The organism is Accumulibacter sp., from assembly GCF_036625275.1.
GTDB lineage: Bacteria > Pseudomonadota > Gammaproteobacteria > Burkholderiales > Rhodocyclaceae > Accumulibacter.
In genome coordinates this window covers 15,580-39,146 of sequence record NZ_JAZKUD010000038.1, presented here as the reverse complement: position 1 = coordinate 39,146, position 23,567 = coordinate 15,580, and the positions used below count along the sequence as shown (strand labels likewise).

Annotated in this window: 21 protein-coding genes; 18 read left to right on the top strand and 3 right to left on the bottom strand. The window is 61.9% G+C overall.

Features of this window, described 5'->3' with window-relative positions:
- Window positions 1-31: 31 nt before the first annotated feature.
- The 3 genes from V5B39_RS12940 to V5B39_RS12930 are packed head-to-tail and all read right to left on the bottom strand — an operon-like array spanning window position 32 to window position 3,791.
- A complete protein-coding gene (locus tag V5B39_RS12940; RefSeq protein WP_332343306.1) occupies window positions 32-1,435 on the bottom strand; it encodes a phosphatase PAP2/dual specificity phosphatase family protein in 1,404 nt (467 codons plus the stop codon).
- Window positions 1,384-3,132, bottom strand: a complete 1,749-nt coding sequence (locus V5B39_RS12935) for a bifunctional alpha/beta hydrolase/class I SAM-dependent methyltransferase (protein ID WP_332343305.1) — start codon at window positions 3,130-3,132, stop codon at window positions 1,384-1,386. Before V5B39_RS12935 ends, V5B39_RS12940 begins: the two co-directional genes overlap by 52 nt.
- A gap of 23 nt (window positions 3,133-3,155) precedes the next feature.
- On the bottom strand, window positions 3,156-3,791 hold the full coding sequence (locus V5B39_RS12930) for a CDP-alcohol phosphatidyltransferase family protein (protein ID WP_332343304.1): 636 nt from the start codon (window positions 3,789-3,791) through the stop codon (window positions 3,156-3,158).
- A gap of 287 nt (window positions 3,792-4,078) precedes the next feature.
- On the opposite strand from V5B39_RS12930, the gene V5B39_RS12925 reads away from it, so the two are divergent.
- The 18 genes from V5B39_RS12925 (at window position 4,079) to V5B39_RS12840 (ending at window position 23,556) form a co-directional block, all read left to right on the top strand.
- The gene (locus V5B39_RS12925) at window positions 4,079-4,900 is read left to right on the top strand and encodes a PEP-CTERM sorting domain-containing protein (RefSeq protein ID WP_332343303.1); all 822 of its coding nucleotides are present in this window, start codon (window positions 4,079-4,081) and stop codon (window positions 4,898-4,900) included.
- A 235-nt stretch (window positions 4,901-5,135) separates the two neighbouring features.
- Entirely contained in the window at window positions 5,136-6,560 is a 1,425-nt protein-coding gene (gene leuC / locus V5B39_RS12920; protein ID WP_332343302.1) for a 3-isopropylmalate dehydratase large subunit, read from the top strand.
- Window positions 6,557-6,685 (top strand): entericidin A/B family lipoprotein, encoded by a 129-nt coding sequence (locus V5B39_RS12915; RefSeq protein ID WP_332343301.1) that lies wholly within the window; start codon window positions 6,557-6,559, stop codon window positions 6,683-6,685. Before leuC ends, V5B39_RS12915 begins: the two co-directional genes overlap by 4 nt.
- Before the next feature lie 21 nt (window positions 6,686-6,706).
- Window positions 6,707-7,345 carry a 3-isopropylmalate dehydratase small subunit gene (gene leuD, locus V5B39_RS12910; RefSeq protein WP_332343300.1) on the top strand — a complete coding sequence of 213 codons (639 nt, stop codon included), beginning with the start codon at window positions 6,707-6,709 and terminating at the stop codon, window positions 7,343-7,345.
- Between the two features lie 10 nt (window positions 7,346-7,355).
- Window positions 7,356-8,420, top strand: a complete 1,065-nt coding sequence (gene leuB, locus V5B39_RS12905) for a 3-isopropylmalate dehydrogenase (protein WP_332343299.1) — start codon at window positions 7,356-7,358, stop codon at window positions 8,418-8,420.
- A 22-nt stretch (window positions 8,421-8,442) separates the two neighbouring features.
- Window positions 8,443-9,573, top strand: coding sequence for an aspartate-semialdehyde dehydrogenase (asd, locus tag V5B39_RS12900; RefSeq protein ID WP_332343298.1), 1,131 nt, complete (start codon window positions 8,443-8,445; stop codon window positions 9,571-9,573).
- A gap of 141 nt (window positions 9,574-9,714) precedes the next feature.
- Window positions 9,715-12,741, top strand: coding sequence for a FimV/HubP family polar landmark protein (locus V5B39_RS12895; protein WP_332343297.1), 3,027 nt, complete (start codon window positions 9,715-9,717; stop codon window positions 12,739-12,741).
- Between the two features lie 91 nt (window positions 12,742-12,832).
- Window positions 12,833-13,432, top strand: coding sequence for a hypothetical protein (locus tag V5B39_RS12890; protein WP_332343296.1), 600 nt, complete (start codon window positions 12,833-12,835; stop codon window positions 13,430-13,432).
- Between the two features lie 3 nt (window positions 13,433-13,435).
- Complete coding sequence (truA, locus tag V5B39_RS12885) at window positions 13,436-14,230, top strand: tRNA pseudouridine(38-40) synthase TruA (RefSeq protein ID WP_332343295.1); 795 nt, start codon at window positions 13,436-13,438, stop codon at window positions 14,228-14,230.
- Window positions 14,231-14,250: 20 nt separating this feature from the next.
- Window positions 14,251-14,883: a phosphoribosylanthranilate isomerase gene (locus tag V5B39_RS12880; protein WP_332343294.1), complete on the top strand. Its 633-nt coding sequence runs from the start codon at window positions 14,251-14,253 to the stop codon at window positions 14,881-14,883.
- A gap of 164 nt (window positions 14,884-15,047) precedes the next feature.
- Window positions 15,048-16,253, top strand: coding sequence for a tryptophan synthase subunit beta (gene trpB, locus V5B39_RS12875; protein WP_332343293.1), 1,206 nt, complete (start codon window positions 15,048-15,050; stop codon window positions 16,251-16,253).
- A gap of 2 nt (window positions 16,254-16,255) precedes the next feature.
- Window positions 16,256-17,089, top strand: coding sequence for a tryptophan synthase subunit alpha (gene trpA / locus V5B39_RS12870; protein WP_332343292.1), 834 nt, complete (start codon window positions 16,256-16,258; stop codon window positions 17,087-17,089).
- Window positions 17,077-17,949, top strand: coding sequence for an acetyl-CoA carboxylase, carboxyltransferase subunit beta (gene accD, locus V5B39_RS12865; RefSeq protein ID WP_332343291.1), 873 nt, complete (start codon window positions 17,077-17,079; stop codon window positions 17,947-17,949). Before trpA ends, accD begins: the two co-directional genes overlap by 13 nt.
- A 10-nt stretch (window positions 17,950-17,959) precedes the next feature.
- A complete protein-coding gene (gene folC / locus V5B39_RS12860) occupies window positions 17,960-19,285 on the top strand; it encodes a bifunctional tetrahydrofolate synthase/dihydrofolate synthase (protein ID WP_332343290.1) in 1,326 nt (441 codons plus the stop codon).
- Window positions 19,286-19,312: 27 nt separating this feature from the next.
- Window positions 19,313-20,332 (top strand): SPOR domain-containing protein, encoded by a 1,020-nt coding sequence (locus V5B39_RS12855; RefSeq protein ID WP_332343289.1) that lies wholly within the window; start codon window positions 19,313-19,315, stop codon window positions 20,330-20,332.
- The gene (locus tag V5B39_RS12850) at window positions 20,329-20,820 is read left to right on the top strand and encodes a CvpA family protein (protein ID WP_332343288.1); all 492 of its coding nucleotides are present in this window, start codon (window positions 20,329-20,331) and stop codon (window positions 20,818-20,820) included. Before V5B39_RS12855 ends, V5B39_RS12850 begins: the two co-directional genes overlap by 4 nt.
- A 10-nt stretch (window positions 20,821-20,830) precedes the next feature.
- Window positions 20,831-22,357, top strand: a complete 1,527-nt coding sequence (purF, locus tag V5B39_RS12845; protein ID WP_332343287.1) for an amidophosphoribosyltransferase — start codon at window positions 20,831-20,833, stop codon at window positions 22,355-22,357.
- Window positions 22,358-22,374: 17 nt separating this feature from the next.
- The gene (locus V5B39_RS12840) at window positions 22,375-23,556 is read left to right on the top strand and encodes an O-succinylhomoserine sulfhydrylase (RefSeq protein ID WP_434735694.1); all 1,182 of its coding nucleotides are present in this window, start codon (window positions 22,375-22,377) and stop codon (window positions 23,554-23,556) included.
- The last annotated feature ends 11 nt before the right edge of the window (window positions 23,557-23,567 follow it).

Genomic DNA, 23,567 nt, shown 5'->3' with positions numbered 1-23,567 from the left:
AAGCGTCGGGAGCAGATGACTCGTCATCCGTTCACGATTTCGGCTGCAGATACTGCTGCTGCCAGCGGCGAAGCAGATCGATCTGGGGGGGGCCGAGGACCACTGCCGGTCGCGCCTTTTGCACCTGGGCGACGGCTTCTTCAGGCGTTGCGGCAATCCCCGCGCGCAGCAGCCAGGCCGCGGCCACCAGCGCACTGCGTGCGAGGCCCAGCGCGCAGCAGACGAGCACCGATCCGGCGGCACGCGCTTCAGCGATGGCCGCCGATGCACGTTCGATCTGTTCGAGGCTCGGTGGTACCAGATCGAGCATCGGGATGACCGTATGGCGCAAGGCCGGCGTTGGACAAGGCAATTCGGCGCAGACATCGATGATCGTCGTCATGCCGAGACGCTGCCTTTCGCCTGCTGTCGGCAGCCGGCCGAGCAGGACCGCGGGGGTCACGGGATCGGCGATCGGAAGCTGACGGGTCCACCAGCGCGAGTTCAGCCAGGCGCAGAGCAGATAGGGTCCGAACAGACCGCGCACGGCAAGCGGCAGCGAACCGTCAGCGCGTTTCCCGAAGGCCTCGGCGTCGAGCAGGAGGTAGATCGCGGCGACCAGCGCCAGCGCGCCGGACAACCAGAGCAGCCACAGCCAGGCGCCGCCGCTGTAGGCCGCCAGGCCGCCCACAGCCAGCGCCGCCGCCGCGTAGGCCAGGGCCAGATGCCAGCGCGATCGCTCACGGTGCAGGGCAGCACGACGCAGTGGCGAGCGAGCGTCGCTCGGCAGCACCCACACCACGAAGCAGCCGAGCCACAGCCCGGTCGGGATGTCGAAGAAGTGGTGCTGCCAGGTGGTCAGCACCGACACTCCGATCAGCAGGGCGACGCCGACGACCAGCGCCTGGCAGGCACGTGGCACGGCGCGCAGATACGGTTCGAGCAGCACCACGAGCAGGGCGATATGCAGCGATGGCGCCTGGTTGTAGGGCTGGTCGAAGCGCATCAGGGCAGCAAACATCCAGCCGAATGCACCGCCCACTTCGCCACGCTCGAAAGTACAGCGCAAGGGGAAGAGCAGGAAGCTGCCGACAGCGATCAGTTGCGTCAACAGCAGACGTCGGGCGTGTGTGTCGAGCTGACGCCGCGTCGTGCACAGCAGCAGTGAAACGCCGTAGAGCAGGTCGATCAGCCAGTACGGAACGATGGTCCAGGGCAGCAGCGGAATGTGGTGCTCCCAGGCGAAGACCATGAAACCGACATCGGATCTCTGGCTGCTGACCCAGGTCGCAAGGCCGTAGCTGGCGAAGAAGAATGGCCCCAGGAACAGCAGCCAGGCCAGTGCCCTTCGCCAGGGACGGGCTTCGGCAGCGGCTCCGGCGGTGCCTTCGCTGCGCTGGAAGCTCAATTCCGGCGGGCCAGGGAGACCGTGAACATGCCCCAGTCGTCGATCCATTGCTCGATCTTTGTAAACCCCGCGGCGCGCACCAGTTCATCCAGTTCGGCCTGTGTGCGGCGGCGCATCACCCAGGCCTGGTGGCCGCGATGGCTGGTGAGCGTGCGTGCGATCAGCTCAAGCTGCGGATGCCAGGGTTGGCCGGTGTAGACCAGGTAAGCGCCGGTGTCGACAGCCCGGGCCAGACCGTGCAGCGAACGCATCACCCGTTCGTTGTCGGAGAAGAGCTCGTAGAGGCCCGAAACGACCACCAGATTCGGTCTGGGCATCAGCGCGGCCAATGCCGCTTCGTCGAAGGCATCGGCGGCTTCGAAGCGAGCGATGCCATCGAGTTGCCTGGCGGTGATCAGGGCCTGCCCCTGGCGAACATTCCGGGCACTGAAATCACGCAGGACGATCGATTGCGGCCGCTCCGGCAACTGCGCGACGGCGTCAAGGACGTAACGTCCATGACCGGCGGCAGGGTCGGCGATGCATAGCGCCTGGCCGCCGTTCCGGAGTTCGTTGGCAGCCAAGGCAATCGCTTGCAGCAGGTGGGATCGCCGCACTCGCACGCCGCGCCAACCGATCGAATCGAGGTAGCCACGATCGATCAGCTTGCCGATCATCAGCCGGCCGTGGGCCTGGTTCAGGTAGACGTAGTCGAGGCTGCTGCCGGAATCGAAGCCGGTCGTCAGACCGATCCGGATACCATCCGAGAGGCGACCGAGGGTGCGCATCGCCAGGCGGGTGATGGCGAAATGGAGGGCACGCGGCGAGCCGGGCGGTAGCGGCTGGCCGAGACGGACTTCCTCGTCGCGCGTATGGCCGGCGCGATGCGCCTGCAGCAGCGAATCGTGGGGCAGGGGGGCGCTGAACATGCGCTCGACGAAGGTACGAATTCGGTCGAAGGCGAGCTTGCGATCGCGTTCTCCGAGCGTGTCGTGGAGGAAGCCGGGGAGCAGGTGGCGCTCCTTGACCGGCGAGCCCAGCCGTTCGAAGAAGCGCTCCTGTGGCGCGCGCTGCACGACCCAGTCCTTCCCGGAGATCAGCAGTTGCAGCGGCAGGCGGATCGCTGCGGCATCCGCGACGACCCGGTCGGCTGCGTCGTAGAGACCGAGCAGAACACGCGCCGAAATGGCCCGGGTGATCAGCGGGTCCTCGTCATAAGAACGCACGCGCTCCGGATCGTGGGTCAGGAATCGGGCCTTCACATAGGAGGTGATGAAAAAGTTGCCGAACAGTCGCTGCAGCAGCGTCAGCCCCGGTCGGGCCAGGGGAACATAGAGCTTGACCTGGAACGCGGGAGCGGTCAGCACCAGGCAGCGGATCTGCGGGGCGTAGTCGTGCGCCCAGGTCGCCGCCAGGACGGCGCCGACGCTCTGGCCGATGACGGCAAGATCGCTGGTGGCGATGGCGTAGTCGTCGCTGACGTGCCGGACGAAACGGTCGATGTCCTTGACCAGGGCGGCAAAGCTCGGACTGTCGCCGCGTTTGCCCGGCGAGCGGCCATGCCCACGCGCGTCCCAGGCGAACATCGCGAAATCATCGAGTCCGAGTTCGTCGACGACGTGCTGCAGTCGTCCCGAATGCTCGTGGCCACGGTGGAGCAGCAACACTGCCCGGTCAGCGCTGGCGGCACCGACCGGCGGCCAGTAGCGGTAGAACAGCGTCGTGCCATCGTGGGTGATAAACTGTTTTTCCTGCGCGACACGCATGAGGAGGTCTCCGATGGATGTTTCTATGGACCTTTGTCGGCGCCTTCTGCAGTACTCTCTGCGACAAGGCCGTGCCTGACCCGGTTGACGATGGTCAGCAGCAATAACAGCACGAGCAGCGCCATCACGGCCGACAACCAGGCACCGGGTGCGACGCCGGCACCGAGCAGCAGTCCGAGCAAGCCAAAAACCAGCGCCCGATCACTCTTGCCCATCGGCCCGTCGTTGCGGCGGCCGTGGCCGCGCAGCGCTCCCAGCACCCCGGCCATCTCGGAGGCATTCGCCAGACAGATCACTGCCACGCCCAGCACGGTGCCGACTTCGGGAAGAAAGGCGAAAGGCAGGTACAGTGCCGCATCGGAAAGCGGATCGGACAGTTCGTTGAGGTAGGCACCGAGTATCGAGGCCTGACCAAATTCACGGGCGAGCATGCCGTCGATCGCATTCAGCGCCATACGCAGCGGGAACCATAGCGGCAGCAGCAGAAACCATTGCAGTTGCCCGCTGTGCGCGGCGAGGGCAAGACCGCTCCCGAGCAGCAGCGAAGCGGCGCAGGTGCCTGCGGTCACCTGGTTGGCGCTCAGACCAAGCCCGTGCAGGGCGCGTACGGCAGGGCGCAGCAAGGCCTGGAAGCGGGGTTTCAGGGCATGAAGACTCATTGACACCGGGGTGGAAAATGAATGGTCAGGATGATAGCCCAAGCAGCGCCCGGTCGTCGCCAGGACGGCCCGATGACCTGAACGTGGTCTGGCAGGAAAGGCCATCGGCGTGTCGGATTTTTTTACACTTCGAGGCCACCGAACCTTGCTGGTCCTCGTCGGGTATTGCTCAATCGATTTAATTAATTGAACTAAATTCAATCCATAGAGATCTGGCCCGAAAATTGCTTATACTCCTTCATCGGGGGAACCGACTTTTTTGACTGGGTGATCAGGAGACAATTGAAATGATGCAAAAGACTAGGAAGACTTGCGCGCTGCTCGCCGGACTGGCCATCGCCTGGGCCAGCGCTCCAGCGTATTCCGCAATCCTTTACGGCACTACCGGCACAGGCAGTACGACCAGCACTTTGGTGAAGATCGATCCCGGCACGGGTGCGGTAACCATCATCGGTGCGGTGGGTTTCAGCGTCAACGGCCTGACCTGGGATGCCAGCACCGGCACCCTGTACGGATCGGCCAGGAATGACGTCGGTTTGCTCAAGATCAATACGGCGACCGGAGCAGGTTCGCTCGTGGCCGGGAGTTTCGACAGCCCGGCGGGGGGGTGTTCCGATCGCAATGTGCTGCTGGCTGCCAGTTCAGGCGGCTCCTTGTTCGGCTGGTGCGATCCGTCCTCGGACGACCTGATGTCCATCGACAAAGTGACCGGCAAGGCGACCGTGGTGGGTGAGTCCGGGGTGGGTACGGGTTTCCATGGGTTGGCTTTCGACAATGGCGACACGCTTTACATGCACAACTTCGATGGCGCGTATTACACGCTGAATACGGCGACGGGTCTGGCAACCTTCCAGGGGTCAACTGGTTTTGCTGCTCACCACGGTGATTTCAACCCCGATGACAACTTCTACTATGGGGTGGCCGGATCCGGGGTCATCGATGTCCTGGACCTGGTGGGCGGTACCGGCCTGCAAAGGACCCTCAGCACGGGCTTGGGTGATCTGCATACCCTGGCATTCGTGGACCTTCCCGAACCGGGGTCGATCTCTCTCCTGGCGCTCGGACTGCTCGGAATGGGTCTGTGGCAGCGCAAAAAGTCGAAGTCCTGATCGCTTCTTTCATCAATCAGAAAGACCCCGCTCAGGCGGGGTCTTTTTTGCGTGTGCGGTACCGATCCGAGGGTTTCAACGCTGCATGGTCCTGATCAATGGCCTGGATTCATTGGATCAAAGTGGGGGAGAGGCGCCAGTTCCTGACCTGGTGGCTGACAGCGGCGACAGCGGTGTGACATAATTCCTGCACTTGCCTGCCGATGCGGGCTGAACTTCTTCGGATGATCCATCAATGCCGCAGACCTTGTACGAAAAACTTTGGCAGGACCACGTCGTTCATCAGGAAGCCGACGGGACCGCGCTGATCTATATCGATCGTCATCTGGTGCACGAAGTGACCAGCCCGCAGGCTTTCGAGGGTCTTCAGATGGCTGGCCGCAAGCCTTGGCGGGTTTCTTCGATCGTCGCCACCGCCGATCACAACACCCCTACCGATCACTGGGATCGGGGCATCGAGGATCCCGTCTCGCGCCTGCAGGTCGAAACGCTCGACGCCAACATTCGTGCGGTCGGTGCGCTCGCCTATTTTCCGTTTAGGGATCCGCGCCAGGGGATCGTTCATGTCGTCGGTCCGGAAAGCGGTGCGACCTTGCCGGGCATGACAGTCGTCTGCGGCGACTCGCACACCAGCACGCATGGTGCATTCGCGTGCATGGCGCACGGCATCGGCACCTCCGAGGTCGAACATGTTCTGGCCACGCAGTGCCTGCTCCAGAAGCCGTCGAAAACCATGCTCGTGGAGGTGGACGGGAGGCTTGCCAGAGGAGTGACCGCGAAGGACGTGGCGCTGGCGATCATTGGTCAGATCGGCACTGCCGGTGGTACCGGTTATGCCATCGAGTTTGCCGGGAGCACGATTCGCAGCTTGTCGATGGAAGGCCGGATGACACTCTGCAACATGGCCATCGAAGCCGGCGCACGCCTGGGTCTGGTGGCGGTCGACGAGGTTACGATCAATTATCTGCATGGGCGCCCTTTTGCGCCGAAGGGGGCGCAGTGGGAGCAGGCCGTTGCTGCCTGGCGCGGCCTACACAGCGATCCCGATGCTCGCTTTGATCGCGTTGTCGAGATCGCGGCCACGGGTATCCGGCCGCAGGTGACCTGGGGGACTTCACCGGAAATGGTGGTGCCAATTGATGCCTGTGTTCCCGATCCGGCTACTGAAGCCGATCCGGTCAGGCGCGAAGGCATGGAACGGGCGTTGCGCTACATGGGCTTGAGTCCCGGGCAGCCGATTCGCGAGATCAGACCCGACAAAATCTTCATTGGTTCGTGTACCAATTCGCGTATCGAGGACTTTCGGGCTGCCGCCGCGGTGGTCCGGGGCCGAACCATCGCCAGCAACATCCGGCTGGCTCTGGTGGTTCCGGGTTCGGGACTGGTCAAACAACAGGCGGAGCAAGAAGGGTTGGACGAGGTTTTTCTCGCTGCCGGTTTCGAGTGGCGAGAGCCCGGCTGTTCGATGTGCCTGGCGATGAATGCCGACCGCCTCGAGGCGGGGGAGCGTTGTGCATCGACCTCGAACCGCAACTTCGAGGGGCGGCAGGGGGCGGGGGGACGAACCCATCTGGTGAGTCCGGAAATGGCCGCTGCTGCGGCAATTGCCGGACATTTCTGTGATGTCGGCGAGCTACTTGGCGGCAAGGAGACGATATGAACAGCCTGACGTGGAGGCTGCTGGTGATCGTTTCGCTCAGCTCACTGATGGCCTGCAACACGATACAGGGGCTGGGCAGAGATATTGAAAAAAGCGGCCAGGCCATTGAGCGGGCTGCCAGGTAGGGCACCCTGACAAGGAAGAGTATGGACAAGTTCGTTTGCCTCGAAGGACTGGTGGCGCCCCTTGATCGGGCCAATGTCGACACCGACGCCATTATTCCCAAGCAGTTCCTGAAGTCGATCAAACGTTCGGGTTTCGGTCCGAACCTGTTCGACGAATGGCGTTATCTCGATGTCGGCGAGCCCGGCAAGGAAGACTCGGCGCGGCTGCCCAACCCGGATTTCGTTCTTAATCAGCCCCGCTATCAGGGGGCGCAAATCCTGCTGACGCGCCAGAACTTCGGTTGCGGCAGTTCGCGCGAACACGCGCCCTGGGCGTTGCTCGACTTCGGCTTTCGCGCGCTGCTTGGCGAGAGCTTTGCCGACATCTTTTACAACAACTGCTTCAAGAACGGTATTCTGCCGATCGTGTTGCCGGCGGCCGAAATCGAGGCCCTGTTTGCGCTGGTCGAGGCCAATCCCGGCTGCCGGCTGGTGGTTGACCTTGAACAGCAGCAGGTGCGTCGTCCGGATGGCAAGCTGCTGCCGTTTGCCGTGGACGCTTTTCGGCGCGAATGCCTGCTTAACGGCTGGGATGATATCGGGCTGACCTTGCGTCATGCTGATCTGATCAAGGCTTTTGAAGACCAACGACGTATCGAGCAGCCCTGGCTGTTCGCCTGAGGAATCGGAAATGAAGATTTGTGTTCTTCCCGGAGACGGTATCGGCCCGGAAATCATCGCCGAAGCGGTGCGTGTTCTGCAGGCACTCGAACTCGGCTGCGAGATGGAGGAAGGACTGCTCGGCGGATGCGCCGTCGATGCCACTGGGGAACCCTACCCGCAGGCGACGCAAGCGCTGGCTCAGCAGGCCGATGCGGTGTTGCTGGGTGCCGTCGGTGGCCCGCAATGGGACAACCTGCCGCGTGCGCAGCGTCCAGAGCGGGGTCTGCTCGGCATTCGCCAGCAACTGGGCCTCTTTGCCAATCTGCGCCCAGCCGTTCTTTATCCGGAACTGGCCAACGCTTCGTCACTCAAGGCCGAGGTGGTGGCCGGTCTGGACATCCTGATCGTTCGTGAACTGACCGGCGACATTTATTTCGGGCAACCGCGCGGTATCGAGAGGCGTGTGTTCGATGGTCGGCAGGAGCGTTTCGCGTTCAACACCATGCATTACAGCGAAAGCGAGATTCGCCGCATCGTACGGGTTGCTTTCGAGGCAGCACGCAAGCGCAACCGGAAGCTGTGCTCGGTCGACAAGATGAACGTGCTTGAGACCACCCAGCTTTGGCGTGACGTGGCCAATGAAACGGCGGCGGAGTATCCCGATGTCGAACTCAGCCACATGCTGGTCGACAATGCGGCGATGCAACTGGTGCGTAAACCTCTACAGTTCGACGTGCTGGTCACCGGTAACCTGTTCGGCGATATCCTGTCGGATGAGGCCGCGATGCTCACCGGCTCGATCGGCATGCTGCCTTCGGCGTCGCTGGATGCGAACAACAAGGGCTTGTACGAGCCCTGTCACGGTTCGGCTCCGGATATCGCCGGTCGCGGGCTGGCCAATCCTTTGGCGACGATTCTCTCGGCAGCAATGATGTTGCGCTACACCTTCGCACAGGAGTCGGCTGCCTTGCGTATTGAAAATGCGGTCAGGAAAGTACTGCAGCAGGGTTACCGAACGGCTGACATCCACGAGCCAGGGATGCAGAAGGTGGGTACACGCGCCATGGGCGATGCCGTTCTGGCGGCGCTTTGAGTGGAATGACAGGAGTGCAAGAATGAGGAAGCTTGGTCTGGTGGGTTGGCGCGGCATGGTGGGATCGGTCCTGATGCAGCGGATGCTCGAAGAAGGTGATTTCGAACAGGTCGATCCGATCTATTTTTCGACTTCATCGGTCGGAAGCAAGGCGCCAGTGCTGGCCGGCAAGGATGCCGGAACCTTGCAGGACGCGATGTCGATCGAGGCCCTCAGCCGAATGGACCTGATCATCACCTGTCAGGGGGGCGACTACACCAAGGAAATCTTCCCTCGGCTGCGTGCTGCCGGTTGGCCGGGGCACTGGATTGATGCGGCGTCCACCCTGCGTATGCACGACGACGCGGTGATCATTCTCGATCCGGTGAACCTCGATGTGATCAAGGATGCACTGGCCAGGGGCGGTCGCAACTGGATCGGTGGAAACTGCACGGTTTCACTGATGTTGATGGGCATTGGCGGTCTGTTTCGGCAGGATCTCGTCGAATGGGTCAGTGCCATGACTTATCAGGCAGCGTCCGGGGCCGGAGCACAGAACATGCGCGAACTGCTGCAGCAGATGGGTGCGCTGCATGACGCAGTACGGGTCGAACTGGCCGAGCCGGCCTCGGCGATTCTCGAGATTGATCGCAAGGTTGCGAACAGCATGCGCTCGCCGGATTTCCCGACTCGGAATTTCCGCAACACTGCGCTGGCTGGCAGCCTGATCCCGTGGATCGATGTGCCGGTCGAGGGGGGGCAGTCGAAGGAAGAGTGGAAGGGTGGTGCGGAATGCAACAAGATCCTCGGTCGTCCGGCCTTTCGCACTCCGGGCAGCATTCCGGTCGATGGTTTGTGCGTGCGTATCGGCGCGATGCGTTGCCATGCGCAAGGTTTGACCATCAAGCTCAAGCACGATGTGCCGTTGTCTGAGCTGAACGAGATCATTGCACAGGCCAATCCGTGGGTAAAAGTGGTTCCCAACGAACGCGAGATCACCGAGCGGGAGCTGACGCCGGCCGCGGTCACCGGAACCCTGACCATCCCGGTGGGTCGTTTGCACAAGCTGGCCATGGGGCCGGAATATCTTGGCGCTTTTACGGTGGGAGACCAGCTACTCTGGGGTGCGGCCGAGCCGCTTCGCCGAATGCTCCGTATCCTGATCGATGACTGACGGCATGACCGGGTACCGGAATCCGCTTTTTCACCTTGTCGAGACCTTCGCCGCCGAAGAATGTTTAGCTTGCATGGCTAAGTTCATGATGTTATTTTAATTATCGATGTGGACGCTCAGGGATGCGCCGTGGCCAAGAAAATGAATGACACAACCGCTAATTTCCGACTACAAGCCTCGGCATGGGCAGTCGCGTCATCTCTGGCGCTGGCGGCTTTGCCATTGGCCAGTGAAGCTGCCGGGCTTGGCAAGATCACCGTCTTCTCCGCTCTCGGTCAGCCTTTGCGCGCCGAAATGGAGGTCTTTGCAACTCGCGAGGAACTCGCGGGAATGAAGGCACAACTCGCTTCACAGGAGGCCTTCAAACAGGCGGGTGTGGAGTATGCACCAGCCTTGTCCGGCGTAACTCTGAGCATCGACAAGCGCCCGAACGGCCAGCCGATCATCAGATTGACTTCAACCCGGCCGATCAACGAACCCTTCGTCGATTTGCTGCTTGAACTCAACTGGCCAACCGGCCGCCTGATTCGCGAGTATACCTTTCTGCTTGATCCACCCGAGTTCGCGGCCAAGGCCGCTGCTGCAGCACCGGCCATCGTCAGGCCGCTCGCGGAGGCCAGGCCGCCGGTGGAAACACGGGCGCTGGAGGAGCGGCCGAGGAGCGCACCTTCCCGGTTGCGGACCAGCGAGCCGGCGCAGCCGCCTGCGAGCGGCGGTGCCACCTACGAAGTCAAGCGCGGGGAAACCCTGAGCAGGATCGCGAGCGATCTCCGGCCCGAGGGTATTTCTCTGGACCAGATGCTGCTCGGGCTCTTTCAAGCCAATCAGAATGCATTCGACGGTGGTGACATCAACCGTCTGAAGGCGGGCAAGATTCTTTCGATACCGGACAAAGCGACTCTGGAAGCCATTCCGAGAGGCGATGCCAAGACCGTCATCGTCGCACAATCGTCGAACTGGGGGGCTTATCGTCGGAGACTCGCCACCGTCGCCGCGGATGCCCCTGGCAGGGAAGAGGGCGCCAGGCAAGCAGCCGGCAGGATTACCACCAAGGTTGAGGACCGTGCGGGACCTGCTGCCGAACCCAAGGATCAACTGAAAGTATCCAGAACCGACCTTCCTGGCACCAAGCCACTGCCAGCCTCCAGGCGCACAGACGAAGATCTGATTGCCAAGGAGAAGGCGCTCAAGGATGCCAACGAACGCTTGGCAAGCCTTGAGAGGAATGTTGCGGAACTGCAGCGGCTGGTGGAACTGAAGAGCCAGAACCTGGCGGATCTGGAGCGCCAGTCTGCTGCCAAGGCCACGCCAGCGGCCGAAGTGAAGAAAGTGCCGGAAGCGGCTCCTTCGCCGGCGCCGCTGCCGACTCCGGTAGCGGCACCTCCAGCCGCCAGAGTGGAGCCTGCGCCGGCCGCCGCTCCGGCGGTTCCCGCAAAACCCATGGAATCACCGGTAGAGGTGAAACCGGCGGAAACCGTGCCCAAGCCCGAGGCCGTCACGCCCGTGCCGGAAGCCGCCAAGCCCGAGGTCAAAGCAGAAGTGCCCCCGGCCACGGCACCGCCCAAGCCGGTCGAGGTGCCGAAACCCAAGCCTGTTCCACCACCGCCGGAAGAGCCCGGTTTTGTCGAATGGTTGCTCAACAGTACCGCCTTCCTGGCAGCGGGAGGTTCCCTCATCGCGCTGCTCGCCGCTTACTGGCTCGCCAAACGTCGTCGCACCGGTGACGGCGAGAGCTCGCTTGATGACAGCAGTACCCCGGCGTCCGTGCAAAACAGCGTCGCGCCCAGGTCGGTATTCCATACAACCGGTGGACAGACTGTTGATACGACCCATTCGGCACCGCAAACCGATTTCAGCCAGGCGGGTCCGGGCAGCATTGATACCGATGAAGTGGATCCGGTTGCTGAAGCGGATGTCTACATGGCGTACGGCCGTGACGCCCAGGCTGAGGAGATTCTGCTCGAGGCAAAACAGAAAGATCCCAGGCGCTACGCCATCCATCTGAAGCTGCTTGAGATCTATGCGGGCCGCAAGGATCCCAAACCATTTGGCGTGCTCGCCACTGAACTGTTCAACGCCACCGGAGGGGTCGGTGCGGAATGGGAGAAAGCAGTGGCGATGGGTCTCCAGCTTGACCCCGGGAATCCGCTCTTTGGTGCGGCCGGACCGACTGAAGTTCGTCCTGTCGAACCTGCAACTGCCATCTTCGTTCCCCAGGAACCCTTGCAGAACACGCTGACCAGGCCGGATCTCATCCAGGCGATGGCCACGGGCGCAGTCGCCGGGCGGCCGGAAGCGGCCCTGGCGAACGAGGTGCAGGAAGCAAGGCCGGAGCCGGTCGCTCTTGCGGATCTGGATTTCAACCTCGGCCGCAGCGAGCCCCGTTCAGCGCCGCCCGATGTCGCTGACGATGCCTACCTGGAAGCTACTCTCGCCTACCCGAGTCCTGCCAAAGAGGAGGCGACTCTCGATTTTGATCTGGCGGCTTCCCTGCCGAAGGCCGAGTTGCCTCCAGAGGAAGACATGCACGAGGTGCAACTGGTGGATGACGCCAGTGCGCTGGAAGTCACCATGCTGGTGGCTTCAGAATCACAACCGGGTGTCGGCCTTGATTTCGAGTTTGATCTGGGAGCCGATCTGTCTGACGAGGCGCCCGCAGATGAACGGACACTTGCACAAGTCCTGCCGGAACAGGAACAGACCCTCGACATCGGGTCGGCGAGCACCGAAGCGCTGGAGTTCGACATCGCGCTGACGGATTCTACCGTCCTCGGCGACGCCATGCAGCGGGCGGGATTTGACCTGTCGGCGATCAACCTTGATCTGGCCGGCGACGATGCTGCCGCCAAGGAAGCTCCCACGACAGTGGGCAGCGGTGCAGGCGATTTCACCTTCGATGAGGAGGAGGATACCCTCGTCAATCCCGGTTTTTCGATGGAAGTAACCGACACCGGGGTGGACTCGCCGTTTGGTTCGCTGACCGATATGACGATGGCTCCCGACATCACCTCCAGCGAAGAGGTGGCGACCAAGATCGACCTGGCCAAAGCCTATCAGGAAATGGGTGACCTGGAAGGGGCGCGTGAACTCTTGCAGGAAGTCGTCAATGAGGGCGATGCGGCACAGCGGGAACTGGCGCTCAGCCTCCTGGGTGGAATACGTGAGTAGGCGGGTAAGCGAGTCATTGTGATCGTCCGGTCGTAGCATCCTCCCCCAGGGCGATCAGTCGTTCCCTGGACACGAAAGGTCGGAAGCTGTCGTGCATCCAAGCACCCGTCTGGTCATCTGGTTCCTGGTGTTGGTGGCCATTCAGGGCCTTGATGGCTCCCTGCTGGTGGCCGCCTTGCTGATCCTGCCGTTCTTCGGAAGAGGGGCTCTGCGACGTTGCGGGCAACTCATTCGGGGTGCTCGCTGGCTGTTGCTGTCGGTGTTTGTCATCCTTGCCTGGGGCAGTGCTGGCGATCCTGTCTGGGCCGGCATGATGGCACCCAGTCACGAGGGGCTGCTGGATGCTTCGACGCATGTCGGACGTTTGCTGCTGGTGTTGATGGCGGTCGCGGTGCTGCGTGAGCGGATGCCCATGGCTGATCTGCTGACTGCCACACATCGCCTGCTTGACCCGCTTCGTCGCGGCGGACTCGATACCGATCGTGGTCTTGTTCGGCTGTTGTTGGTTTTGCACTATCTTGAGACGATGCCACGGCCACGCGACTGGCGCCAGTTGCTCGAACCGCCGGCAAGTAGTGGCCAACGCGAAATATTCGAACTCACTGACCGCCAACTCTCCAGTCGGGACTACTGGATCATCGTGGTTGCCGTCGCAGGGTTCCTCCCGCTCTTCTGCTATTGGCAGGTGTGAGGAATGAGAATTGCCCTGGCGGTCGAGTACGACGGTAGCGGTTTTCGCGGCTGGCAGAAGCAGCCGGGTGGGGGGACTGTTCAGGATGCCCTGCAGGATGCCTTGCAGCAGTTTGCCACGGTGCCGGTACAGGTGGTTTGCGCCGGGCGTACCGATGCCGGTGTGCATGCGACCGGGCAGGTGGTGCATTTCGATACCGATCTTGATCGATCAATGTATGCCTGGGTGCGCGGAGCCAACACTTTCCTGCCGGCGGCAGTGGCCGTCCGTTGGGCGCAGGCCGTCACTGGCGATTTTCATGCGCGGTCTTCGGCGTATGCCCGGCATTATCGCTACCTGCTGATCAACCGGCCACATCGAACCGGTGCCTGGCACGGTCGAGTGGGTTGGTATCATCATCCGCTCAACCTGGCGCAGATGCAGGCGGCGGCCGAGCAATTGCTCGGGGAGCGCGATTTTTCCGCTTTCCGTGCGGCCGAATGCCAAGCCAAATCGCCGGTGAAGATCATGCACCGAGCCGATATACGACGTTTCGGCGATTTGCTGGTCTTTGATTTCGAGGCTTCCGCCTTCCTTCACCACATGGTGCGTAACCTGGTCGGCAGTCTGGTTGAAGTGGGTCAGGGCAGGCATCCGCCGGAATGGATCGCCGAGTTGCTGGCGAAGGGTGATCGCCGTCTGGCTGCACCGACCTTTGCTGCTGCCGGTTTGTATCTCGCTGCGGTCAGGTACCTACCGCACTGGGGTTTGCCGAGCAGCGATGGGACGCTGTTTCTGCCCTGCAGCCTGAACCTTTGAGGAGAAACTATATCCCGCCGATGCAAGTACGTATCAAGATCTGCGGACTGACCCGCATCGAGGACCTGCACTTTGCCGTGCACGCGGGAGCTGACGCGCTGGGTCTGGTGTTCTACCCGCCGAGTCCGCGTTGCGTCGATCTGCCGACGGCGGCGCGGCTGGCGCGCGCCGTGCCGCCCTTCGTCAGCATGGTCGGCCTGTTCGTCAATGCCGAGCCGGCCGTGCTGCGGTCAACCCTGGCGACCGTGCCGATCCACCTGCTGCAATTCCACGGTGATGAGGATGAGGCTTATTGCCGGCAGTTCGATCGACCTTACATCAAGGCAGCACGCGTCAGGCCGGGAATCGATTTGGTACAATACGCGGCTGCTTTTCCTTCGGCGCAGGCCATCCTTCTCGATGCCTTTGTCGACGGTTACGGTGGTGGCGGCAAAGTTTTCGATTGGTCGCTGGTCCCGTCATCGCTGGGCAAGCCGCTGATCCTCTCCGGTGGGCTGGATGCGGATAATGTCGGAGAAGCGGTGCGCCGTCTTCGACCGGTGGCGGTCGATGTTTCGACGGGTGTCGAGGCAAGCAGGGGAATCAAGGATCCCGAAAAGATGCGTGCCTTTGTCGCCGCCGTGCGGGCGGCTGAATCGATGAGTGGCGATTGATGCGGCAGGGTTTTTGGATGAGATTGTTCATGCGCAGAAAAACGGGGGGTCGGACGCGGACTTGCTGGCGGTACTACCTGGCCAAACATACCTGAGGTGCGACGGTCGGATTGTTTTCTCAGAGGCAGTGCACGCTGCCCCAACCTGTCGCAAGGAGAATTTTGATGGCCGAGCATGACTACGATTTGCCAGACGCCAGAGGCCATTTTGGCCCCTACGGTGGCGTTTTCGTTGCCGAGACCCTGATCGCGGCGCTTGATGAACTCAAGGAAGCGTATGCCGCCGCGCAGCGGGATCCGCAGTTCGTCGCCGAATTCGATGATGAACTCAAACATTATGTGGGCCGGCCCAGTCCGGTCTATTACGCCAGACGCTGGTCGGAAGTCCTCGGCGGTGCCCGGATTTACCTGAAGCGCGAGGATTTGAACCATACCGGCGCACACAAGATCAACAACTGCATCGGTCAGGCCCTGCTGGCGCGGCGCATGCGGAAGCCCCGCGTGATTGCTGAAACGGGCGCCGGCCAGCATGGCGTGGCGACGGCCACCGTGGCCGCGCGCTATGGCATGGAGTGCGTGGTTTACATGGGCTCGGAAGACATCCGGCGGCAGGCAGCCAATGTGTATCGCATGAAACTGCTGGGGGCCGTGGTGGTGCCGGTGAACAGCGGTTCCAGGACACTCAAGGATGCCTTGAATGAAGCGATGCGTGACTGGGTGACCAACGTCTCCGACACTTTCTACATCATCGGTACGGTCGCCGGTCCGCATCCCTATCCGATGCTGGTGCGCGACTTCCAGTCGGTCATCGGTCGCGAGTCGATCGCGCAGATGCAGGAACAGTGCGGTCGCCAGCCCGATGCCGTGATTGCCTGTGTGGGCGGTGGTTCGAATGCGATGGGGATCTTTTATCCCTACATTCCGCTTGCCGGGGTGCGTCTGATCGGCGTTGAGGCGGCGGGCGAGGGGATTGCCACGGGACATCATGCCGCCTCATTGACGGCGGGTCGTCCCGGTGTATTGCACGGCAATCGAACCTATCTGCTGCAGGATGAGAACGGCCAGATCACCGAGACGCACTCGATTTCGGCGGGTCTCGATTATCCGGGAGTTGGCCCGGAGCACGCATGGCTCAAGGATAGTGGTCGTGCCGAGTACGTCAGCATCAGTGATGCCGAGGCGCTGCAGGCTTTTCATGACCTGTGTCGTCTTGAAGGCATCATTCCGGCGCTGGAGTCGAGCCATGCCCTGGCGTATGCGACCCGGCTGGCACCGACCCTGGCAAAGGACCAGATCCTGCTGGTCAACCTCTCCGGTCGTGGTGACAAGGACATGCACACCGTTGCCGATCGCTCAGGGATCAAATTCTGACCATGACAAAAATACAGGCTGTATTCGAGCGCCTGCAGGCGCAGGGGCGCAAGGCCCTGATCCCGTTCATCACGGCCGGCGACCCCGATCCGGCATTGACCGTGCCCTTGCTGCATGCCTTGGTCAGGGCCGGTGCCGACATCATTGAACTGGGCGTGCCTTTCTCAGACCCGATGGCCGATGGACCAACCATCCAGCGGGCCTCCGAGCGGGCTCTGGCGAAAGGCGTCAGCCTGCGCCAGGTGCTCGAACTGGTCGAGAGCTTCCGCGTCGACGACCAGCAGACTCCGATCGTGTTGATGGGGTACGCCAACCCGATCGAGTCGATGGGCGTCGAGGCCTTTGCCGGCGTCGCTTCTGCTGCCGGAGTGGATGGCGTTCTGGTGGTCGATTATCCACCCGAGGAAGGGATCGAGTTTGCCCGCATCCTGCATCGCCATGACCTCGATCCGATCTTCCTGCTGGCGCCGACTTCGAGCGATGCCCGGGTCTCGCAGGTGGGCGCTCTGGCCAGTGGCTACATCTATTATGTCTCGTTGAAAGGGGTTACCGGTTCCGCAGCCCTCGACGTTGCGGCCGTCGCCGCCCGCCTTCCGGAAATCCGGGCACGCACCGGCGTTCCAGTGGGGGTCGGTTTCGGGATTCGTGACGCCGCGACGGCTGCCGCCGTGGCCGCGATCGCCGATGCCGTGGTGGTCGGTAGCCGGATCATTGAAGAAATCGAGCAATCGCCACCTGATCAGGCCTGCGCAAGGGTGCTCGCGCTGGTCGCCGACATTCGGCGCGGGATGAATACGGTCATGAATGCCCCGGGAGGAACGACATGGGCTCGCTGAACAAACTGCTGCCGCCAAAAATCAAACGCAATGACAGCGGTGTCGCACGCCGATCATCATTGCCCGAAGGCCTGTGGAGCAAGTGTCCGGCCTGTGAGGCGGTGCTCTATGCAACCGACCTGGCGAGTAACTGCCATGTCTGTCCCAAGTGTGGTCATCACAAACGTCTGGAGTCGCGGGCCCGTGTCGATCTCTTGCTGGACGTCAATGGACGTTCCGAGATCGGTTCGGAGGTGCTGCCGGTCGATTCGCTGTCGTTCAAGGACAGTCGTCGCTATCCGGACCGCTTGCAGGATGCTACCGAGGCCACCGGCGAGACCGACGCGCTGATTGTCCTGAGCGGTTCGATCCATACCTTGCCGGTGATCCTCGCCGTTTTCGAGTTCGACTTCATGGGCGGTTCGATGGGGTCGGTGCTTGGCGAACGCTTCGTGCGTGGCGTCCAGGCCGCGATCGAACAGGCGCGGCCGTTCATTTGTGTCACCGCTTCGGGAGGTGCACGCATGCAGGAGGGGCTGTTTTCGCTGATGCAGATGGCCAAGACGACGGCCATATTGACCCGTCTTTCGCAAGCCAGACTGCCCTTCATCTCGATTCTGACGGATCCGACGATGGGTGGGGTGTCGGCATCCTTCGCCTTCCTCGGCGATGTGGTGATTGCCGAACCCGGCGCCCTGATCGGCTTTGCCGGTCCGCGCGTCATCGAGCAGACCGTTCGTGAAACTCTGCCGGAAGGTTTCCAGCGATCCGAGTTCCTGCTTGAGAAAGGGGCGATCGACATGATCGTCGACCGTCGGGAGATGAAGGAGCGGATTGCCGGCTTGCTGGCATGGTTGCAGAAGTGGCCGGCATTGCCATGAGCGGCTCGGGATGAGCAACGGGGGGGGCGGGACCCCGGCAACGGCGACTCCTGAGCACTCGCTTGAACGCTGGCTGGCGCACCTCGAAAGCCTTCACCCACGCGGGCAGGCGGGAATCGAATTGGGGCTGGAACGAGTCCAGCGCGTCAAGCGGGAATTGGGCCAGCATCCGCAATGCCCACTGGTCACCGTCGGCGGCACCAACGGCAAGGGTTCGACCTGCGCCTACCTCGAAGCAATCTACCGTTTCGCCGGTTACCGCGTGGGTTGCTACACTTCGCCGCATCTGCTGAAGTACAACGAGCGGGTGCGCATTGATCGAACCCCGGTGGACGACGCCTCACTATGCGAGGCCTTTGCCCGCGTTGAGGCGACGCGACAGGCCGCTGGCGATGTCGCCCTGACTTATTTCGAGTTTGGTACTTTGGCCGCCATCGAGGTCTTCCGCGTCCGCGAGGTCGACGTGATGATTCTCGAAGTTGGGCTGGGTGGCCGCCTCGATGCAGTCAATGCCTACGATCCTGATTGCGCCGTGGTGACCGGTGTCGCGCTCGATCATACCGACTGGCTCGGTTCGACACGCGAGGCCATTGGTTTCGAGAAGGCCGGCATCTTTCGTGCGGGCAGACCGGCAGTCTGTGCGGATCCCGAACCACCGCAATCGCTGCTGGCACATGCGCAGGCGATTGGTGCCGACCTGCACCTGCTGGGTCGTGATTTCGGTTATTTCGGAGATCGCTTGCAATGGGCCTTCTGGCGGCATGGTGGCCGGCGCCGGAGTGGCCTGGCGAATCCCGGTTTGCGCGGCGCCTGCCAACTGCGCAATGCCTCGGCCGCGCTGGTCGTCGTCGACTTGCTTGGACAGCGCTTGCCGGTTCCGATGCAGGCGATCCGGCGCGGGCTGATTGAACTGGATTTGCCGGGGCGTTTTCAGGTGTTGCCGGGTCGCCCGGTGATCGTCCTCGATGTGGCGCACAATCCGCAGGCAGTAGGCGTTCTGGCAGACAATCTGGGCGACATGGCTTTCTCCAACAAAACGATTGCTGTTGTCGGAATGCTTGCCGACAAGGACATCGCCGGCTCGCTGGCGCCCTTGGCCGGCAAGGTGGATACCTGGCTACTGGCCGACCTCGATGTGCCGCGTGGCGCATCGGCGGCGGTCCTGGCCGCGGCCGTCAGCGGTGCCGGCCTGCCCGGTCGCGTCGAGTGTTTTGCCTCACCGCGGCAAGCCTTCGCGCGTTCTGCAGAGTTGGCCGAGGAAAATGGTAAAATCGTCGTTTTTGGATCGTTCTACACGGTCGCGGCCGTCATGCACAGCATGCAACAGGGTCGCTGATCAAAGTGACGCGAGTGGATTCCAGCGATGACCGAAGCACCTGATCCGCAACTTCAGCTCAAGAAACGGGCTCGTCGTCGCCTCGTGGGCGCGGTCGCGTTCGCGGGACTGGCTGCCGTGATCCTGCCGATGGTCCTGGACGAGGAGCCGATGCAGGCAGTGCAGGATGTCCCGATACGGATTCCTGGTCAGGAGCAGTTGCCTTACCAACCCAAGGATCTGGCAGCCAGGGCAGCCGCTCCCGCAGCGGCTGCTGTCAGTGGCGAGCCGCAGAAAGCCATGTCACCTGGCGGCGCGTCTCAGCAATCGCCAGTGGCCGTGCCGCCCGCCAGGCCGGCTGCTGCTCCCGCTGCTGCCCCGGTCGTCAAGCCCGTCGAGAAGAGCAGCGACAAGGCTGTCGCCAAACCGGCAGAGAAAGTACCCGAGAAAGCGGCTGAGAAGAAAGTCGTCAAGCCGGCAGAGCAGGGCCCGGAGAAGACAGTCGACAAGAAACCCGTCAAACTGGCGGAGACCTCGCCGGACAAGGCGGCCAAAACCGCCAAGCCGGTTGAAAAGGCGATTGAAAAGGTGCCCGAGAAACCGGTCGAAAAGAAAGTCGAAAAGAAAGTCGAAAAAACTGCCGACAAGCCGCCTGAAAAGGCGATCGAGAAAATGTTCGAGAAGCCGCCTGAAAAAGCACCGGTCAAGAAGGTTGACAAGCCCGCCGAGAAGACGCCAGAGACCGCTTCCGAAGAGGCCAGCAAATCGCCTGCCGACGATCACTCGCATTCTGCTCCGGCCGGCAAGCCCTCTGAAGCGGCAGCGGCAAAATCTGGTGGGCAACGGGTGATTCTGATCGGGGCCTTTGCCAACGCCGATAACGCCAGGCAGTTGCAGAGCAAGATCAGCGCAGCCGGGGTCAATAGCTATACCGAAATTCTTGATTCACCCGATGGCAAGAAGACGCGTGTGCGCGCCGGTCCTTTCCCGAATCGGGAAGCCGCTGAAAAGGCGCTCGAACAACTGCAGAAAATTGGCGTCACTGGGGTCGTCGCCGGCAGGCAATGACAGTTTTTGATTACCTGGTCCTGTTGATCGTCGCAGCCTCCCTGTTGCTGGGTGTGTGGCGTGGCGTGGTTGGCGAGATCATCGCCCTGGTGGCCTGGGTACTGGCTTTCTTCGCTGCGAAGTGGTGGGGAGCACTGCTTGCGAGCGGGTTTACGACCGTCATTGCTGACCCGACGCTACGCATCGTGGCCGGCTGGGTCGCGGTGTTCATGGCCACGCTGGTGGTCATGGCACTGCTTCGCCTGACCGTGCGTCGCCTGATCAAGGCGCTGGGAATGACTCTGAGTGATCGCCTCCTGGGCGTCATCTTCGGTGTCGCCCGCGGCCTGCTGATCGTCTTGATCCTGGTGGCCGCTGGCGGCATGACGGCGTTGCCGAAAGAGAAGTGGTGGAGTGAGGCGTATTTCGCTGCCCCGCTTGAAACGGCCGTTCTGGCCAGCAAGTCCTGGTTGCCATCCGACGTGGCGAAACGAATCAGGTTTGGGTAGGGAAAAAACTATGTGCGGAATTCTCGGGGTTGTCGCCACCACGCCGGTCAACCAGCTGCTTTATGATGGGCTGATGGTCCTGCAGCATCGCGGTCAGGACGCTGCCGGCATCGTCACCGCCGAAGACGATGCGTTTCATATGCACAAAGGATCGGGGCTGGTACGCGACGTATTTCGCACCCGCAACATGCGGGCTCTGCCGGGTAACATGGGGATTGCCCATTGCCGCTACCCGACTGCCGGTTCAGCTTTCGACGCGGCCCTCTCGCAACCGTTCTATGTGAACTCGCCGTTCGGGATCGTTCTTGGACATAACGGCAACCTGACCAATGCGGAACAACTCAAGGAAGAGATGTTCTGTCAGGATTTGCGACACATCAACACCGGTTCGGATTCAGAAGTGTTGCTGAACACGCTGGCGCACGAGCTGCAAGCAACCGCCAAGGGATGTCGGCTGGATCTCGACACCATCTTTGCCGCAGTGGCGGCGGTGCATCGCCGTTGCCGGGGGGCTTATGCGGTGGTGGCGATGATCGCCGGTCACGGCCTGCTTGCGTTCCGCGATCCCTTCGGGATTCGACCGCTGGTATTCGGTATCAACGAAACGCCCGAGGGCACCGAGTACCTTTTTGCCTCCGAATCGGTCGCGCTCGATACCCTGGGTTTTCAGGTGCTTCGCGATGTCGACCCCGGCGAGGCGATCTTCATCGATCTCGATCACCATTTGCATCAGCGCCAGTGTGCGCAGCATGCGGCACTATCCCCCTGCATCTTCGAATTCGTCTATCTGGCGCGGCCGGACTCGGTGATCGATGGCGTTTCGGTTTATGAAGCACGCTTGAACATGGGCGAGCATCTCGCCGACAAACTGCTCAAACACATTCCCTTCGACCAGATCGACGTGGTCATCCCGATTCCCGATTCGAGTCGCCCTTCGGCGATGCAACTGGCACAACGCATCGGCGTCCCGTACCGCGAAGGTTTTGTCAAGAACCGCTACATCGGCCGTACTTTCATCATGCCAGGCCAGGCGACGCGTTCGCGCTCGGTGCGCCAGAAACTGAACACAGTGGCGCAGGAATTCAAAGGCAAGCGGGTCCTGCTGGTCGATGACTCGATCGTGCGCGGCACGACCAGCCGCGAAATCGTCGAGATGGCTCGTGCTGCCGGTGCGTTGAAAGTTTTCTTCGCTTCCGCTTCACCGCCGGTGCGTTACCCGAATGTTTATGGAATCGACATGCCGACGCGTAGCGAGCTGATTGCAACCGGCCGTACCGGTGAGCAGATTGCCCGTGAAATCGGTGCCGATGCCTTGGTCTATCAGGATCTGGATGCGCTCAAGGCTTCGATCCATGAATTGAAGCCGTCGCTTTGTCATTTCGATACCTCGTGTTTCGATGGCTGCTATGTCACCGGCGACGTCAGTCCGGAGTATCTGACGGCGATCGAGATGGCCCGCACGGGCCACCAAAAAACGACCAAGGAAGAGCGCTGGGCGTCAAAACAGTTGCATCTCAACCTGCTGTCGGCCGGCTGAGCGCGATGGAGAACACGATGGAGAGCAAGCGAGGATATTCCCTGGAGACGCTGGCGGTACGCGCCGGTCAGGAACGCAGCCAGTTCAACGAGCACAGTGAAGCGCTCTACCTGACCTCGAGTTTTGTTTTCAGCACGGCCGCAGAGGCTGCCGCCCGTTTTTCCGGTGAGGAAGAGGGCAATGTGTACTCGCGCTTCACCAATCCGACGGTCAGCGCCTTTCAGGATCGTCTCGCCGCCCTGGAAGGGGCAGAGGCGTGCATTGCCACCGCCTCCGGGATGTCGGCGATCCTCTCGCTGGTGATGGCGCTGTGCAGCAGCGGTGATCACATCGTCGCTTCGACGGGTTTGTTCGGGGCCACCCAGCAGTTGCTCGGGACCATCATGCCGCGCTTCGGGATCCAGACCAGCTTTGTCGCCCAGACCGATGTCACGGCCTGGCATGCCGCGATGCGGCCGGAAACGAAGCTGTTCTTTCTCGAAACCCCGTCGAACCCGTTGACCGAGATTGCCGACATCGCTGCTCTGGTCGGCATTGCGCACGCTCAGGGCGTTCTGGTGGCGGTCGATAACTGTTTCTGTACGCCGATTCTCCAGCGCCCGCTTGATCTCGGCGCGGATCTGGTGGTTCATTCGGCGACCAAATTCCTCGATGGGCAGGGCCGGGTTCTCGGCGGCGCCGTCGCCGGACCGAAGACACTGACCGATGAGGTATTCAAGTTCCTGCGTACCGCTGGTCCGACGCTCTCCGCGTTCAACGCCTGGGTGTTGCTGAAGGGGATGGAGACGCTGCAGATTCGCCTCGAAGCGCAGTCGTCAAAGGCCTTGCAGCTGGCGCGATGGCTGGAAGGTCATCCGCGGGTGGCGCGCGTCTACTATCCCGGCCTGCCGTCTCATCCGCAGTTCGAACTCGCACAACGCCAGCAGAAAAGCGGTGGTGCAGTCGTTTCCTTCGAAATCGAAGGCGCTCGTGCCGAAGCCTGGAAGGTCGTCGATAGCTGCCGGCTGCTGTCGATCACCGCCAACCTCGGCGATACCAAAACCATACTGACGCATCCTGCCTCGACCACGCACGGTCGCATCACGCCGGAGCAGCGGGCAGCGGCCGGAATTACCGAGGGCTTGCTGCGCATCGCGGTTGGTCTCGAAGCCGTCGTGGATTTGCAGAACGACCTTGAAACGGGACTGTCGTTGATCTGACCACCTCTCCC